General features: G+C 60.8%; 16 protein-coding genes. 9 read left to right on the top strand and 7 right to left on the bottom strand.

Annotated elements, in window-relative coordinates:
• Nucleotides 1-3: 3 nt before the first annotated feature.
• From ACFORG_RS08820 to ACFORG_RS08800, 5 genes are read left to right on the top strand one after another with little or no spacing between them, the layout of a single operon-like run.
• A complete protein-coding gene (locus ACFORG_RS08820) occupies nt 4-453 on the top strand; it encodes an HPr kinase/phosphorylase (protein ID WP_386735052.1) in 450 nt (149 codons plus the stop codon).
• Nucleotides 450-1,319, top strand: a complete 870-nt coding sequence (rapZ, locus tag ACFORG_RS08815) for an RNase adapter RapZ (RefSeq protein ID WP_386735051.1) — start codon at nt 450-452, stop codon at nt 1,317-1,319. The genes ACFORG_RS08820 and rapZ overlap by 4 nt, the downstream gene beginning before the upstream one ends.
• A gap of 7 nt (nt 1,320-1,326) precedes the next feature.
• A complete protein-coding gene (locus tag ACFORG_RS08810; RefSeq protein WP_386735050.1) occupies nt 1,327-1,719 on the top strand; it encodes a PTS sugar transporter subunit IIA in 393 nt (130 codons plus the stop codon).
• A gap of 13 nt (nt 1,720-1,732) precedes the next feature.
• Nucleotides 1,733-2,002, top strand: coding sequence for an HPr family phosphocarrier protein (locus ACFORG_RS08805; RefSeq protein WP_386735049.1), 270 nt, complete (start codon nt 1,733-1,735; stop codon nt 2,000-2,002).
• A gap of 36 nt (nt 2,003-2,038) precedes the next feature.
• A complete protein-coding gene (locus ACFORG_RS08800; RefSeq protein ID WP_386735048.1) occupies nt 2,039-2,932 on the top strand; it encodes a lysophospholipid acyltransferase family protein in 894 nt (297 codons plus the stop codon).
• Between the two features lie 18 nt (nt 2,933-2,950).
• Here the strand turns inward: ACFORG_RS08800 and ACFORG_RS08795 are convergent, their stop codons facing one another.
• Nucleotides 2,951-3,826, bottom strand: a complete 876-nt coding sequence (locus ACFORG_RS08795) for a 3-hydroxybutyryl-CoA dehydrogenase (RefSeq protein ID WP_386735047.1) — start codon at nt 3,824-3,826, stop codon at nt 2,951-2,953.
• Nucleotides 3,827-3,988: 162 nt separating this feature from the next.
• On the opposite strand from ACFORG_RS08795, the gene ACFORG_RS08790 reads away from it, so the two are divergent.
• Nucleotides 3,989-4,816, top strand: coding sequence for a DUF6473 family protein (locus ACFORG_RS08790; protein WP_386735046.1), 828 nt, complete (start codon nt 3,989-3,991; stop codon nt 4,814-4,816).
• Nucleotides 4,817-4,872: 56 nt separating this feature from the next.
• Here ACFORG_RS08790 and ACFORG_RS08785 read toward each other — a convergent pair whose 3' ends face one another.
• The 6 genes from ACFORG_RS08785 to ACFORG_RS08760 all read right to left on the bottom strand — a co-directional run bounded on the left by ACFORG_RS08785 (nt 4,873) and on the right by ACFORG_RS08760 (nt 9,204).
• Nucleotides 4,873-5,802, bottom strand: coding sequence for an electron transfer flavoprotein subunit alpha/FixB family protein (locus tag ACFORG_RS08785; RefSeq protein WP_386735045.1), 930 nt, complete (start codon nt 5,800-5,802; stop codon nt 4,873-4,875).
• Nucleotides 5,802-6,560 carry an electron transfer flavoprotein subunit beta/FixA family protein gene (locus tag ACFORG_RS08780; RefSeq protein WP_386735044.1) on the bottom strand — a complete coding sequence of 253 codons (759 nt, stop codon included), beginning with the start codon at nt 6,558-6,560 and terminating at the stop codon, nt 5,802-5,804. The genes ACFORG_RS08785 and ACFORG_RS08780 overlap by 1 nt, the downstream gene beginning before the upstream one ends.
• 220 nt (nt 6,561-6,780) lie before the next feature.
• Nucleotides 6,781-7,353: a cob(I)yrinic acid a,c-diamide adenosyltransferase gene (locus tag ACFORG_RS08775; RefSeq protein ID WP_386735043.1), complete on the bottom strand. Its 573-nt coding sequence runs from the start codon at nt 7,351-7,353 to the stop codon at nt 6,781-6,783.
• A complete protein-coding gene (locus tag ACFORG_RS08770) occupies nt 7,353-7,556 on the bottom strand; it encodes a twin transmembrane helix small protein (RefSeq protein ID WP_386735042.1) in 204 nt (67 codons plus the stop codon). Before ACFORG_RS08770 ends, ACFORG_RS08775 begins: the two co-directional genes overlap by 1 nt.
• A gap of 75 nt (nt 7,557-7,631) precedes the next feature.
• Nucleotides 7,632-8,459 carry an SDR family NAD(P)-dependent oxidoreductase gene (locus tag ACFORG_RS08765; RefSeq protein WP_386735041.1) on the bottom strand — a complete coding sequence of 276 codons (828 nt, stop codon included), beginning with the start codon at nt 8,457-8,459 and terminating at the stop codon, nt 7,632-7,634.
• 70 nt (nt 8,460-8,529) lie between these two features.
• Nucleotides 8,530-9,204 (bottom strand): SH3 domain-containing protein, encoded by a 675-nt coding sequence (locus ACFORG_RS08760; protein WP_386735040.1) that lies wholly within the window; start codon nt 9,202-9,204, stop codon nt 8,530-8,532.
• Between the two features lie 219 nt (nt 9,205-9,423).
• Between ACFORG_RS08760 and parC the strand changes: the two genes are divergently transcribed.
• The 3 genes from parC to ACFORG_RS08745 all read left to right on the top strand — a co-directional run.
• Nucleotides 9,424-11,769 (top strand): DNA topoisomerase IV subunit A, encoded by a 2,346-nt coding sequence (gene parC / locus ACFORG_RS08755; protein ID WP_386735039.1) that lies wholly within the window; start codon nt 9,424-9,426, stop codon nt 11,767-11,769.
• 102 nt (nt 11,770-11,871) lie between these two features.
• A complete protein-coding gene (locus ACFORG_RS08750) occupies nt 11,872-12,459 on the top strand; it encodes a hypothetical protein (RefSeq protein ID WP_386735038.1) in 588 nt (195 codons plus the stop codon).
• Between the two features lie 128 nt (nt 12,460-12,587).
• Nucleotides 12,588-12,691: GTP-binding protein (locus ACFORG_RS08745; RefSeq protein ID WP_377181647.1), on the top strand; the 104-nt coding region annotated here is incomplete at its 3' end.

The raw sequence follows: 12,691 nt of genomic DNA, 5'->3' as shown, positions 1-12,691 counted from the left end.
GCGGTGACCGATGGCGCCCCTGAAACGCTTCTCCACGGTAGCAGCGTTGCGATTGCCGAGCAGGGGCTGCTCGTGCTTGGAGGCTCAGGGAGTGGGAAATCCGGACTTTGCCTGCGCCTGATCGCTCTTGGCGCGGAACTGATCTCTGATGACAGGGTGCGTGTTATCCGTGGTGATGACGGAATCTGGCTGTCTCGTCCCGCAGGTCTGCCTCCTCTGGTCGAGGCGCGCGGCATTGGCCTTCTTAAATCTCATCCTGTCGGACCGGTTCGAGCAAGCTGGGTTGTCGACATGGATCGAGTCGAAACCGAACGGCTTCCCCGATACAGAACGAAGTGCATCTTGGGACATGAAGTCCCCTTGCTTCGACGCGTTGATGCGCCACATTTTGAGGCATCTCTGATCCAGATCCTGAAAGCGGGTCGACAGCACCCGGAGGGGACGCCCGAATGACCAGCGAAAGACAGCTCGTTATCGTGACAGGCCCCTCCGGTGCGGGGCGTTCTTCGGCGCTGCACGCACTGGAAGATCTGGGCTTTGACGTGGTCGACAACTTGCCTCTAAATCTTGTCGAAACGCTGGTCGCTCAAGAGAACTGCAAATGGCCGCTGGCACTGGGTATTCACACCCGCACGCGCCAATTCTCTCCCCAGGCGCTTATCGAAACCATCGACAGGCTTGCCGCACGCGACCGGATCGACGCTTCGCTCCTCTATCTCGACTGCACAAGAGACACCCTGTTAAGGCGCTATTCGGAAACACGCCGCCGTCATCCCATGGCCGAAAGCGCTGATCCGACAGAAGGAGTGGCGCGCGAACTGGCATTGCTCGAGCCGCTGCGCGCACGGGCGGACACTTTGATCGATACCAGCGCGATGAACGTGCACGACCTTCGGCGGGAGGTCGAGCGCTGGTATGCGCCCGATGCAGGGCGGGACATGAGTGTCGCTATCACCTCATTCTCTTACAAACGCGGGCTACCGCAGGGGCTCGACCTTGTGTTTGACTGTCGTTTCCTGCGCAACCCACATTGGGAGCTGTCGTTGCGCCCGATGGATGGTCGCAGCTCTGAGGTCAGCGAATATGTCCAGAACGATCGTGCTTATGGAGCGTTCTTTGACAAGGTGCGCGAGCTTCTTGTTTTCTTGCTGCCAGCCTACCGTGCGGAGGGAAAATCGCACCTGTCGATCGGGTTCGGGTGCAGCGGTGGGCGCCACCGGTCGGTCGCGTTGACCGAGGCGATGGCGAATGCGCTTGCGGATACCGGTCAGCCGGTGTCTATAAGGCACCGCGAACTGGAGCGGCGCGAACGCGTGTGAGGTTAGCTTGATCGGAATAGTTATCGTGGCGCATGGCGGGCTCGCACGGGAATACCTGGCAGCGATGCAGCATGTCGTGGGAGAGCAGCCCGGGCTTGCGGCCATTTCCATCGAGCCGGACCACGATCGCGATGCAAAGCAGCTCGAAATATGCGCGGCCGCCGACAGTGTCGATTCCGGTGACGGCGTCGTTGTGGTGACGGATCTTTTCGGAGGATCGCCGTCGAATCTCAGTCTGCGCGCCTGTACCCCTGCGGATCGTCGGATTCTCTACGGGGCGAACCTTCCGATGTTGATAAAATTGGCGAAAAGCCGCCACCTTCCCGTCGGAGAGGCCGTGCGCAGCGCGATGGAAGCAGGTAGGAAATACATCAACGCACAAAACGTGACGTTGGATTGAAAGACGGACGTGAATGGTCAATCGCAGCTTGAAGATCGTGAACCAGAAAGGGCTCCACGCCCGCGCTTCGGCCAAACTGGTCGAAGTCGTGGAGGCATTCGACGCGTCGGCCGAGGTTTCGAAAGATGGCGTTTCCGCGTCGGGGGACAGCATCATGGGGCTTTTGATGTTGGCAGCATCGTGCGGAACGACTATTGACGTCGAGACCCAAGGCCCGGATGCTGAGGCGCTCGCGGATGCGCTCGAGGCCCTGGTCCAGGACAAGTTCGGTGAAGGTGCCTGAGCGTCTCTTGGGCGCAAGGTACGGGAAGAGCAAGACTTGGCGGATACCGCACATAACAGCAAGGCAGGTCTGGCAACCGAGGCCCAGACGACTGGCGAGATATATGATCGCCGCACGCTGACCTATGCCAATTCCTTTGACGATGCCTGGACCGCCAACGCTATCAAGGCAATCGAGTGGGTTACCGGTAAGCTCACTATCCTCCGCCTGGTGAACAAGTTCGAAAAACAGAATGACCAGTATCGCGGGAACAAGTTCTGGCGAGGCGCGCTCGATACGATGGGAATCGATCTGCTTACGCCTGCCGAACAGATTGCGCGCATCCCGACCGAAGGGCCGGTGGTGGTGGTTGCAAACCACCCGCATGGCATGGTCGATGGCATGATCCTCGCGGATTTGATCGGGCGCGTCCGACAGGATTACCGGATCCTGACCCGTTCGGTTCTGACCGGGCTAGACGAGGCCGCGACAAGCTTCATGATCCCGGTTCCTTTTCCGCACGATCCCGAAGCGCAGAAAAAGATGCTCGACATGCGCGCCAAGGCGATGGCCCATCTGGGTGAGGGCGGCGTCGTTGCCCTGTTCCCTTCGGGCGTGGTCATGTCATCCGACAGCTGGCTCGGGCCCGCGCTTGAGCGGGACTGGAACGTTTTTACGGCCAAGATGATCCGCCGGTCGGGTGCTCGTGTTGTTCCGATCTATTTCCCCGGCCGGAACTCCCGCGCCTATCAGATCGCAAACCGCATCTCGCCAGTCCTGCGGCAAGGGCTTTTGCTGCATGAAATCGTTCGGTCCTGCAACAAGCCGCAGGCGCCGGTGATCGGAGAGCCTGTATCCGATCAGGACATGCAGCTTTTGGAACGTGATCCGCGCGGTTTCATGACCTGGTTGCGCGAACACACTCTGTCTTTGGGGCAAACCCGAAGCTGACGATGTGCGATCGACCCGTTAGCGGGTCGGCACCGGTGTATCTCCACGGTAATCGTAAAAGCCGCGCTGCGACTTGCGGCCCAGCCAACCAGCCTCGACGTATTTGGTCAGAAGCGGGCAGGGGCGATACTTGGTGTCAGCAAGACCATCGTGCAGGACATTCATGATGGCAAGGCAGGTGTCCAGTCCGATGAAATCCGCCAGTTCCAACGGCCCCATTGGATGATTGGCGCCCAGTTTCATGGACTGATCGATGGATTGTACGTTTCCGACCCCCTCGTAGAGGGTATAAACCGCCTCGTTGATCATCGGCATCAGGATGCGGTTGACGATAAAGGCTGGAAAATCCTCGGCGCTGGCCGCGGTCTTGCCCAACTTGTCGACCACAGCTTTGCATGACTTGAACGTTTCCTCGTCGGTCGCGATTCCCCGGATCAGTTCAACCAGTTGCATTACCGGGACTGGGTTCATGAAATGAAAGCCCATGAACCGTTCCGGCCGGTCTGTACGACTGGCGAGACGCGTTATCGAAATCGATGACGTGTTCGACGTCAGAATGGTGTGCGGCTGAAGGTGCGGCTGCAGATCCTCGAAAATCGCCTGCTTGATCGTTTCGCGTTCGGTTGCGGCTTCGATTACCAGGTCCGACGACCCGATTTCGGCCAGCGTCAGTGTCGTTCCGATCCGTCCCATCGCGGTTTCGACATCCTGATCCGGGATCTTCCCCCGGGAGGCCTGCCGGGCAAGGTTGCCGCGAATCGTCTCCAGGGCATTGTCGAGCGCCTGTTGGCTGACATCGGTCAGGATCACGTCATAGCCTGCCAACGCCATGACATGCGCGATACCGTTGCCCATCTGGCCCGCACCGATGACCCCGATCTTCTGAATATCCATTCCAATGTGTTCCTTGTCGCAGCTTGCCGCGACCTTATCGGCAGGGACAGGGCGGCGGCAAGAGGGGCGACCGTCTCTCCTTTGCTTCAAATTCGCACATTAGCGGTTTGGCAAGAGCCTTGCGTCAGCCTGTCATACGGGAACAAGAAATTGGTGGGTGACATGAGTTACGATTACGCTGGCGCTTCGGCGCTCGATGAAGAGACTTGCCACTATGGCACATCAAAACTGCCGGTACGCGGACCTGAACGCGACCTGTCGGAGCCTTACTTTGCCTGTCTTGGCGGGACGGAGACCTTTGGCCGTTTCGTTGCCGTGCCATTCGCCGTCCGGTTGGAAGCCCGGCTGGGCGCGCCTTGCGTGAACCTTGGTGTTCCGGGTCTCGGGATCGACGCCTTGCTCAACGATCCGGAACTGCCACGCATCGCGGCACAGGCGGAACTGGTCATCCTGCAATTGCCGGGGGCAGCGGGCCTGTCCAACCGGCTCTATCGCGTTCACCCGCGGCGGAACGATCGCTTCCTAGCCGCATCGGACCGGCTCCGCCGGCTCTATCCCGAGGTGGACTTCACCGAATATCACTTCGTTCGGCACTTGCTTGGCGATCTGGCGATCCTGTGCCACGACCGTTTCGAAGAGGTGGCTCATGAATTGAGAACGGCCTGGACAGCGCGGATGCGTCTGCTGGTCGAGCGTCTTGGTGACAATGTGGTTCTCCTGCATTTGCGCTATACCGGCGATCTCGTGACGCAGCAGGGTGGGGCACTCGGCCCGGATCCATGTCTGGTGACGCAGGACATGGTGTCGGCAATTGCGCCAAAGGCTCTGTCGGTTTTGGCGTTGGAGGTCAGGCCATCGGGGGAGTCCGAGGAGGTGGAGGACATGCTTTTCGGTACCTTGCAGCAACCTGCGGCCGAACATCTGATCGGTCCCGCAACACACGACATGATCGCGCGAAAGCTGTTCAGTCTGATGCAGGATCTGTCCTGAACGCAAAACGGCCCGCAGAACCTGCGGGCCGTTCAATTGATCGGGCCGGGTTTGGCTTAGCCCAGCTTTTCCTGCAGTTCCGGAACTGCCTGGAACAAGTCGGCGACAAGACCGTAATCGGCGACCTGAAAGATCGGTGCCTCTTCGTCCTTGTTGATCGCGACGATGACCTTGGAGTCCTTCATGCCGGCGAGGTGCTGGATCGCACCCGAGATGCCGACCGCGATATAGAGCTCGGGGGCAACGACCTTGCCGGTCTGACCCACCTGCCAGTCGTTCGGCGCATAGCCCGAGTCGACCGCAGCGCGCGAGGCTCCGACCGCAGCGCCCAGCTTGTCGGCCAGTTGCTCTATCATCGCGAAGTTCTCTTCAGAGCCGACACCGCGGCCGCCGGACACGACAACCTTGGCTGAGGTCAGCTCGGGACGATCACTTTCGGCAACCTTGTCCTCGACCCATTCGCTCAGACCGGGGTTGTCGCCAGCGGAAACGGTCTCGACCGATGCCGAACCGCCTTCGCCGGCTGCGTCGAAGCTTGCCGTCCGGAAGGTCACGACCTTCTTCGCGTCGTTCGATTTGACGGTCTGGATCGCGTTGCCGGCGTAGATCGGACGCTCGAAGGTCGAACCATCGACGACGCCCGATGCGTCGGAAATCACCATTGCGTCCAGCAGAGCCGCTACGCGGGGCATCACGTTCTTGGCGTCGGTGGTCGCGGGCGCAACGATATGCTCGTAATCACCGGCAAGATCCACGATCAGCTTTGCCGTGGATTCCGCAAGGCGATGGCCCAGCGACGCATCTTCGGCAACCAGAACCTTTGCGACGCCGTCGATCTTGGCCGCGGCCTCACCTGCGGCAGCCGCAGAGGCGCCTGCGCACAGGACGGTCACGTCGCCCAGTTTCTTGGCCGCGGTCACGGCCTTGGCGGTGGCGTCCATCGACAGTTCGCCATTCGTCACTTCGGCAAGAAGAAGTACAGCCATTACACAGCCCCCGCTTCTTTCAGTTTCGACACCAGCTCGTCCACCGAGCCAACCATGATTCCGGCGGCCCGCTCCGGCGGCTCCTCGGTCTTGACGATTTCCAGCCGGGGCGCGACGTCGACGCCATAATCGGCGGCGGTCTTCTCATCCAGCGGCTTTTTCTTGGCCTTCATGATGTTCGGCAGCGACGCATAGCGCGGCTCGTTCAGGCGCAGGTCGACGGTCACGATGGTCGGCATCTTGACGCTGATGGTCTGCAGGCCGCCATCGACCTCGCGCGTGACCTTGGCGGAGTCGCCTTCGATATCGAGCTCGGAGGCAAAGGTTGCCTGGCTCCAGCCGAGCAGGGCCGAAAGCATCTGGCCGGTCGCGTTCATGTCGTTGTCGATCGCCTGTTTGCCGCAAAGCACGAGGCCCGGCTGCTCTTCTTCGACGATCTTGGCGAGGATCTTCGCGACGGCGAGCGGCTCGATGTCCTGATGCACGTCATCGGCTGCAACGACAAGGATCGCCCGATCGGCGCCCATGGCCAGTGCCGTACGCAGGGTTTCCTGGGCCTGCTTGACCCCGATGGAAACCGCGACGACCTCTTCAGCCTTGCCGGCTTCCTTGAGACGGATCGCTTCCTCGACCGCGATTTCGTCGAAGGGATTCATCGACATCTTTACGTTGGCGAGATCGACACCGCTTCCGTCCGCTTTGACGCGAACCTTCACGTTGTAATCAATCACGCGTTTGACAGGCACGAGTACCTTCATTGCTGCGTTCTCTCCTTCCAGAAACGGCAAGCCGCGATGCGACTCCCTAAATGGTCTCCCCGGCACAGATAACGCCTGCAATCCGCGCGGGACAGGGCAAAATCGTCACGTCAGGACCCCGGGACGTCGCGTTTTGCCATTTGACGTCCCGGCACGAAAGACTGTTTCGTTCCGATACGGCAGATGAACACCTCCGCCGGACGCGACCTTGGCCACTGCTTCAGCGGTTCGCGCCCGGAACCCACAAGACATCGGCCGTGCCGCATTCATTCGCTGTGCGCGCTGCGACGAAGAACCAGTCGCTTAGGCGGTTGAGGTAACGAACGGCCACGTCGTTCACGGGCTCCATGTTCGAAAGTTCAACCGCCAGCCGCTCGGCACGCCGCGACACGGTGCGACACACATGCAGATGGGCTGCCAGGGAGGAGCCGCCTGGCAGGATGAAGCTGCGAAGCGGCTCCAGCTTGTCGTTCATTCCGTCGATCTCTGCCTCAAGTCGGTCGACTTGTGACGCGATCATGCGCAGGGGCGGGTACTCGGCCTCGTCATCTTTATCCATGTCGGGGCGGCAGAAATCGGCGCCGAGATCGAAGAGGTCGTTCTGAATTCGCGCAAGCGCCGCGTCCATTTCTCCGTCGGCCTCCAGCCGGGCGACGCCGACGAAGGCGTTCAATTCGTCGACTGTGCCATAGGCCGACACGCGGCCCGAGTACTTCGCGACCCGCTCGCCGTTGCCGAGCGCGGTTTTGCCGCCATCGCCCGTGCGCGTATAGATCTTGTTCAGTACGACCATCAGGAGCCCCCCATGCCTCTCAGCGTTACGTAAAGCACGATCAGCACCACGGCGATGAACTGAAAGAGCAGACGCAGACGCATCATCTTGTTTCCGTATTTCGCGTTGAATTTCCCACCTTGGGCAAAGCCGCCGATCCCGATGGCCAGCACGATCACGACCGCGGCCATCGCCAAGAGGAGAATGATGAAGAGTAGGTCCATATCGGCCTCGCGTCAGGGAAATGTTCGGTCACGACCTAGCGGGGTTGGCAGCAAAAGCGAACATGTTCTTTCGTCTCAGATGCCCGCCAGGATTCGGTCGATGATACGTGTAGGCAGGATGCGGCGCAGGTATCCTGCGACATATGTTGGTGTCGTGACATAGTAGCGATGCCGGGGCCGCTTTGCATCCAGCGCGCGTGCCAACTTGGCAGTGACCGCTGCGGCAGGCAGTTCGAACCGGTCAGGTCCGCTGTCTTCGTACAATCGTTTCAGCAGCGACGCTTCGTATTGTGCCCGCAGCGCCGAACCTTCCCAGTCGACGAACCGTTCGAACATAGGGATCGCTTTTTCGCGCAGCTTGGACGTGATCGGCCCGGGTTCGATCAGGACAACATCCACCCCGCTGCCGCGCAGTTCCAGCCGAAGCGTATCGCTGTAGCCCTCAAGAGCGAACTTCGTGGCAACATAAGCGCCCCGCCAAGGGAAGGCGACGAGGCCCAGAACCGAGGAGCATTGCACGATTCGTCCCGATCCCTGTTGGCGCATTATCGGTACGACCTGCCGGATCAACTCGTGCCAGCCAAAGAAATTGGCCTCGAATATGTGCCGCATGCCCTCGGTCGACACGTCTTCGACCGCACCCGGCAGGCCATGCGCGCCGTTGTTGAACACCGCATCCAGACGGCCATCGGTCTTTTCAAGAACTTCGGCAAGGCCGCTGCGGATGGTCTCGGCATCGGCATAGTCGATCCGCGGACTGTCGAAGCCTTGCGCGCGAAGACGGTCGCAATCTACCTGCTTGCGACAGGAGGCAAACACCTTCCAGCCGCGCGCCCTTAGCCCATGCGCCGCATCCAGACCTATTCCCGAGGAACAGCCGGTGATGAGTATCGTTCTGGTCATGCGAAACCCAAAGAAAAACCCCGGCCATTGCTATGCGGGCCGGGGTCTAAGGGCAATGCCGTATGTGGGGTCAGTCGGTCTTGTCGCTGACGAGGGAAGCCGAGATCCATCCCACCGTCTGTTCCGGAAGCACGCGCAGTCGCAGCCAGCCGTTTCCGCTTTCCAGCACTTCGACCTCATGCCCGAGGTTCAAGCGTGTGATGACAGGGTAGTTCGTTCCCGGCCCCATACGCATGTTCACGCGAGTGCCGGTAACTTCGCGGATGTCGCGCTGTACTTCGGGGGTAGTGGCCGCGCCGGGCGACACGTATTCCGCAGCGGCAGGTGTGGCGACCTGACGGTTTCGCAGCGGGCTGTCGCGCACGACCTGAAGCGACGTGGTGGTCTGGCCCAAAGAGGCAAGGGTGATCGTACGGGTCGGATCGCTGTCAAAGCCGAAATCAGTGTTGTATCCGGCCGCGACACGCAGCAGGCCTTCGCTGTTGGCTTCGGCCGTCGTGAGTTCGGTATTGTCATCGGCCGCAACAGCGGGCGCGTTTCGTGTGGATATGACCTGCTTGGCGACGATGTCTTGCGCACGGTCCTGTTTCGGTGCGCGCTTGGTGACTGGCTCAACGGGTTCTGCGCGTGCGACCCGCTCTTCGGCGGCGGGGCGTGTCCCGCGCGGCTCGAAATCGGCGCCACCGCTCAACTCGTAGAAGGCGAGCCCGAGAAACAGGAAACTGACGATTATATATTTTGGCATGCGGCGACCCCCCAAAGGCAGCGTTTTCAACTGAAACAAAGAACGTCGGCAGTAATAAAATTGTTCCGAATCTCTTCGGACAAGCAGCGCGGACCATTATACACAGCTTCGTCGCAAAAATCAGCGGAGCAGGCCCGGGCCGTTGCCCGGACATGACGTGGCCCGCAACTGACGATGCGGCGCTTGCTCAGCGCGCCGCGTGGACGTATCACACGATCCATGAGCGACACTCTCGATGATCCCGACATGACTTCTCCCGATGGGCGCCAACTGGCCGAGCCGCTTCGCCGCGCAATCGGCGAGCGTTACCTGACCTATGCTCTCAGCACGATCATGCACCGCGCGTTGCCCGACGCGCGGGACGGGCTCAAACCCGTTCACCGGCGCATCCTGTATGCGATGCGCGAGCTGCGGCTGAGTTCTTCGGGCGGGTTCCGCAAGTCGGCCAAGATCTCGGGCGACGTGATGGGTAACTATCACCCACACGGCGACGCGGCGATTTATGACGCGATGGCGCGCCTGGCGCAGGATTTCAATGTGCGCTACCCGCTCGTGGACGGGCAGGGGAACTTTGGCAATATCGACGGCGACAACCCCGCGGCCAGCCGATACACCGAAGCGCGCATGACCATCGTCGCCGAGGCCCTGCTTGAAGGACTCAACGAGGATGCGGTCGATTTCCGAGACAATTACGACGGCACGCTGACCGAGCCTGTCGTGCTGCCCGCCACCTTCCCGAACCTTCTGGCGAATGGCGCCAGCGGTATCGCCGTGGGCATGGCGACGAACATCCCGCCGCACAACATCTCCGAGCTTTGCGACGCGTGCCTGCATCTCATCAAGACACCGGATGCACGCGACGACACCCTGCTGAATTACGTGCCGGGGCCGGATTTCCCTACCGGGGGCGTCATCGTCGAACCGCCTGAAAGCATCGCGCAGGCCTATCGCACGGGGCGTGGTTCGTTCCGCCTGCGCTGCAAGTACGAGGTCGAGGATCTGGGGCGGGGACAGTGGCAGATCGTCGTCACCGAAATCCCCTACCAGGTGCAGAAGTCGCGCCTGATCGAAAAGATCGCGGAGCTGATCCAGACCAAGAAGATCCCGATTCTGGCTGATGTCCGTGACGAAAGCGCGGACGACATCCGCCTGATCCTCGAGCCGCGGTCCAAGAATGTCGAGCCCGATGTCCTGATGGGCATGTTGTTCCGCAACTCGGACCTCGAAGTGCGCTTCTCGCTCAACATGAACGTGCTGATCGACGGTGTGACACCCAAGGTCTGCTCGATGAAGGAAGTGCTGCGCGCCTTCCTCGATCACAGGCGCGAGGTTCTCCAGCGCCGGTCGCGGCACCGCCTTGCCAAGATCGACCACCGACTGGAGGTGCTGGAAGGGTTCATCGTCGCCTTTCTGAACCTCGACCGCGTGATCGACATCATCCGCTATGACGAGGATCCCAAGGCCGCTTTGATGCGCGAAGACTGGTCGCTGGATCATCCCCGCGCAATGAACGAGGCGGATTACGTCGCTCCGGCAATGGGAGAGGGCGAGCTTTCCGAAGTGCAGGTCGATGCCATCCTCAACATGCGCCTGCGCAGCTTGCGCCGGCTTGAAGAGATGGAACTGGTCCGCGAGCGCGACGCCCTGATGGAAGAGCGGGCTGGACTCGAAGATTTGCTGGCGGATGACGGGCTGCAGTGGCAACGCATCGCCGAGCAGCTGAAAGAGACGAAAAAGACCTTTGGCAGGGATTACGAGGGCGGCGCACGTCGCACCCGCCTTGAAGAGGCGGGCGAGATCGAAGAGGTCCCGCTTGAAGCGATGATCGACCGCGAGCCGATCACTGTGGTCTGTTCGCAAATGGGCTGGATCCGCGCCATGACCGGCCATATCGACCTGAACCGTGAGCTGAAATTCAAGGACGGTGATGGGCCCCGCTTCATCTTCCACGCCGAAACCACGGACCGGCTGCTGATCTTTGCCAGCAATGGCCGTTTCTACACCGTCAGCGCCGCCAACCTGCCAGGTGGGCGGGGCATGGGTGAACCCTTGCGCCTCATGGTCGATCTGCCGAACGAGGCTCAGATCATCGACATCCTGATTCACCGTCCTGACCGCAAGCTGCTGGTCGCGTCGACCGCTGGGAATGGCTTTATCGTACCCGAAGGCGAGGTCGCGGCCCAGACCCGTGCCGGCAAGCAGGTGCTCAACGTCAAGGATGACGACCGCGCGCTGATCTGCAAACCGGTCGAGGGCGATCACGTGGCCGTCGTCTCGCAGAATGGCAAGTTCCTTGTGTTCCCGGTCGAGGAACTGCCCGAAATGACGCGTGGCAAGGGCGTCCGGCTTCAGAAATACAACATGGCCCGCGGCAAACAGGGCGCTCTGGAGCTGGATGGCGGTTTGTCCGACGTCACCACCTTTGACTTGGCCGAAGGTCTGCGGTGGTCGATGGGGGGGGACAGAACCCGGCACGAGACCGATCTGAGCCAATGGCTGGCCAAGCGGGCCAGCGTCGGCAAGAGGCCACCCCACGGCTTTCCGAAAAGCTACAAGTTCACGTGACATAGCAGCCGCATCCGTGGGATTCCTTGCCCAGCCGCTTTGCATCGGAGGCGGTAGCGCGGTACATCCCCTGAAACCAAGACAGATCGAGGCCCGTTCACAATGCTGCGCATCGCTACCCTTCTCGTCGGGATGTCGATCCTGGCGGCTTGCACATCCGCCACTCCGGACGAACCGCTGGAGCGGTTGGGCGAATTCAGCCTCGGCCACAACGTGGTGGTGGCCTCCAAGATGCAAAAGGGCCCCATCTCGCGCGATGCGACCGAAGAGGAGTGGGTTACCGCCCTGCGCACCGCAGTTGACGAGAGGTTTTCCCGTTACCAGGGGTCGCAGCTTTATCACCTCGGTATCAGCGTCGAGGGTTACATGCTGGCCCCCCCAGGTGTGCCGGTGGTCTACAGCCCCAAATCGGCCTTGATCATCAACGTCACCGTCTGGGACGACGCACGGGCACAGAAGCTGAACCCCGAAGTAAAGCAGTTCACCGTCTTCGAGACGACCACGGCCGATTCCGCGATTATCGGTTCGGGGAATACGCGCAGCAAAGAAGAGCAACTCCTCGGGCTGTCGCGCAACGCGGTTGGACAGATCGAGGACTGGTTGGTGGAAATGCACAACGAAAACGGCTGGTTCGCCAGGCGGCCCGATGCGCCGGGCACTCCGGCCGCCACGGCACCGGCACAAGGCTAGGCGACCGGGCCTGCCATATGCAGGATGTGCTTGATTTTCCCCGTTGAACCCAATATGCCCCGCGCGCAGTAGCAAATCAGCAACTCGGGACCAAAGGTCCCCCGAACCGCAAAAGGGCGCCTGAGGATATGGCAAAGGAAAAGTTTGAGCGTACGAAACCGCATGTGAACATCGGCACGATTGGCCATGTTGACCACGGCAAGACGACGCTGACGGCAGCGATCACCAAGTA

It is taken from the genome of Lutimaribacter marinistellae (genome assembly GCF_042648365.1).
GTDB classification, from domain to species: domain Bacteria; phylum Pseudomonadota; class Alphaproteobacteria; order Rhodobacterales; family Rhodobacteraceae; genus Lutimaribacter_A; species Lutimaribacter_A marinistellae.
This window is presented reverse-complemented; position numbering and strand designations above follow the sequence as displayed.

Excerpts from the sequence above, each read along its gene's own strand:
- rapZ (WP_386735051.1), top strand. The coding sequence starts at position 450 with ATGACCAGCGAAAGACAGCTCGTTATCGTGACAGGCCCCTCCGGTGCG.
- ACFORG_RS08805 (WP_386735049.1), top strand. The coding sequence starts at position 1,733 with ATGGTCAATCGCAGCTTGAAGATCGTGAACCAGAAAGGGCTCCACGCC.
- ACFORG_RS08795 (WP_386735047.1), bottom strand. The coding sequence starts at position 3,826 with ATGGATATTCAGAAGATCGGGGTCATCGGTGCGGGCCAGATGGGCAAC.
- ACFORG_RS08790 (WP_386735046.1), top strand. The coding sequence starts at position 3,989 with ATGAGTTACGATTACGCTGGCGCTTCGGCGCTCGATGAAGAGACTTGC.
- ACFORG_RS08785 (WP_386735045.1), bottom strand. The coding sequence starts at position 5,802 with ATGGCTGTACTTCTTCTTGCCGAAGTGACGAATGGCGAACTGTCGATG.
- ACFORG_RS08780 (WP_386735044.1), bottom strand. The coding sequence starts at position 6,560 with ATGAAGGTACTCGTGCCTGTCAAACGCGTGATTGATTACAACGTGAAG.
- ACFORG_RS08775 (WP_386735043.1), bottom strand. The coding sequence starts at position 7,353 with ATGGTCGTACTGAACAAGATCTATACGCGCACGGGCGATGGCGGCAAA.
- ACFORG_RS08770 (WP_386735042.1), bottom strand. The coding sequence starts at position 7,556 with ATGGACCTACTCTTCATCATTCTCCTCTTGGCGATGGCCGCGGTCGTG.
- ACFORG_RS08765 (WP_386735041.1), bottom strand. The coding sequence starts at position 8,459 with ATGACCAGAACGATACTCATCACCGGCTGTTCCTCGGGAATAGGTCTG.
- ACFORG_RS08760 (WP_386735040.1), bottom strand. The coding sequence starts at position 9,204 with ATGCCAAAATATATAATCGTCAGTTTCCTGTTTCTCGGGCTCGCCTTC.
- parC (WP_386735039.1), top strand. The coding sequence starts at position 9,424 with ATGAGCGACACTCTCGATGATCCCGACATGACTTCTCCCGATGGGCGC.
- ACFORG_RS08750 (WP_386735038.1), top strand. The coding sequence starts at position 11,872 with ATGCTGCGCATCGCTACCCTTCTCGTCGGGATGTCGATCCTGGCGGCT.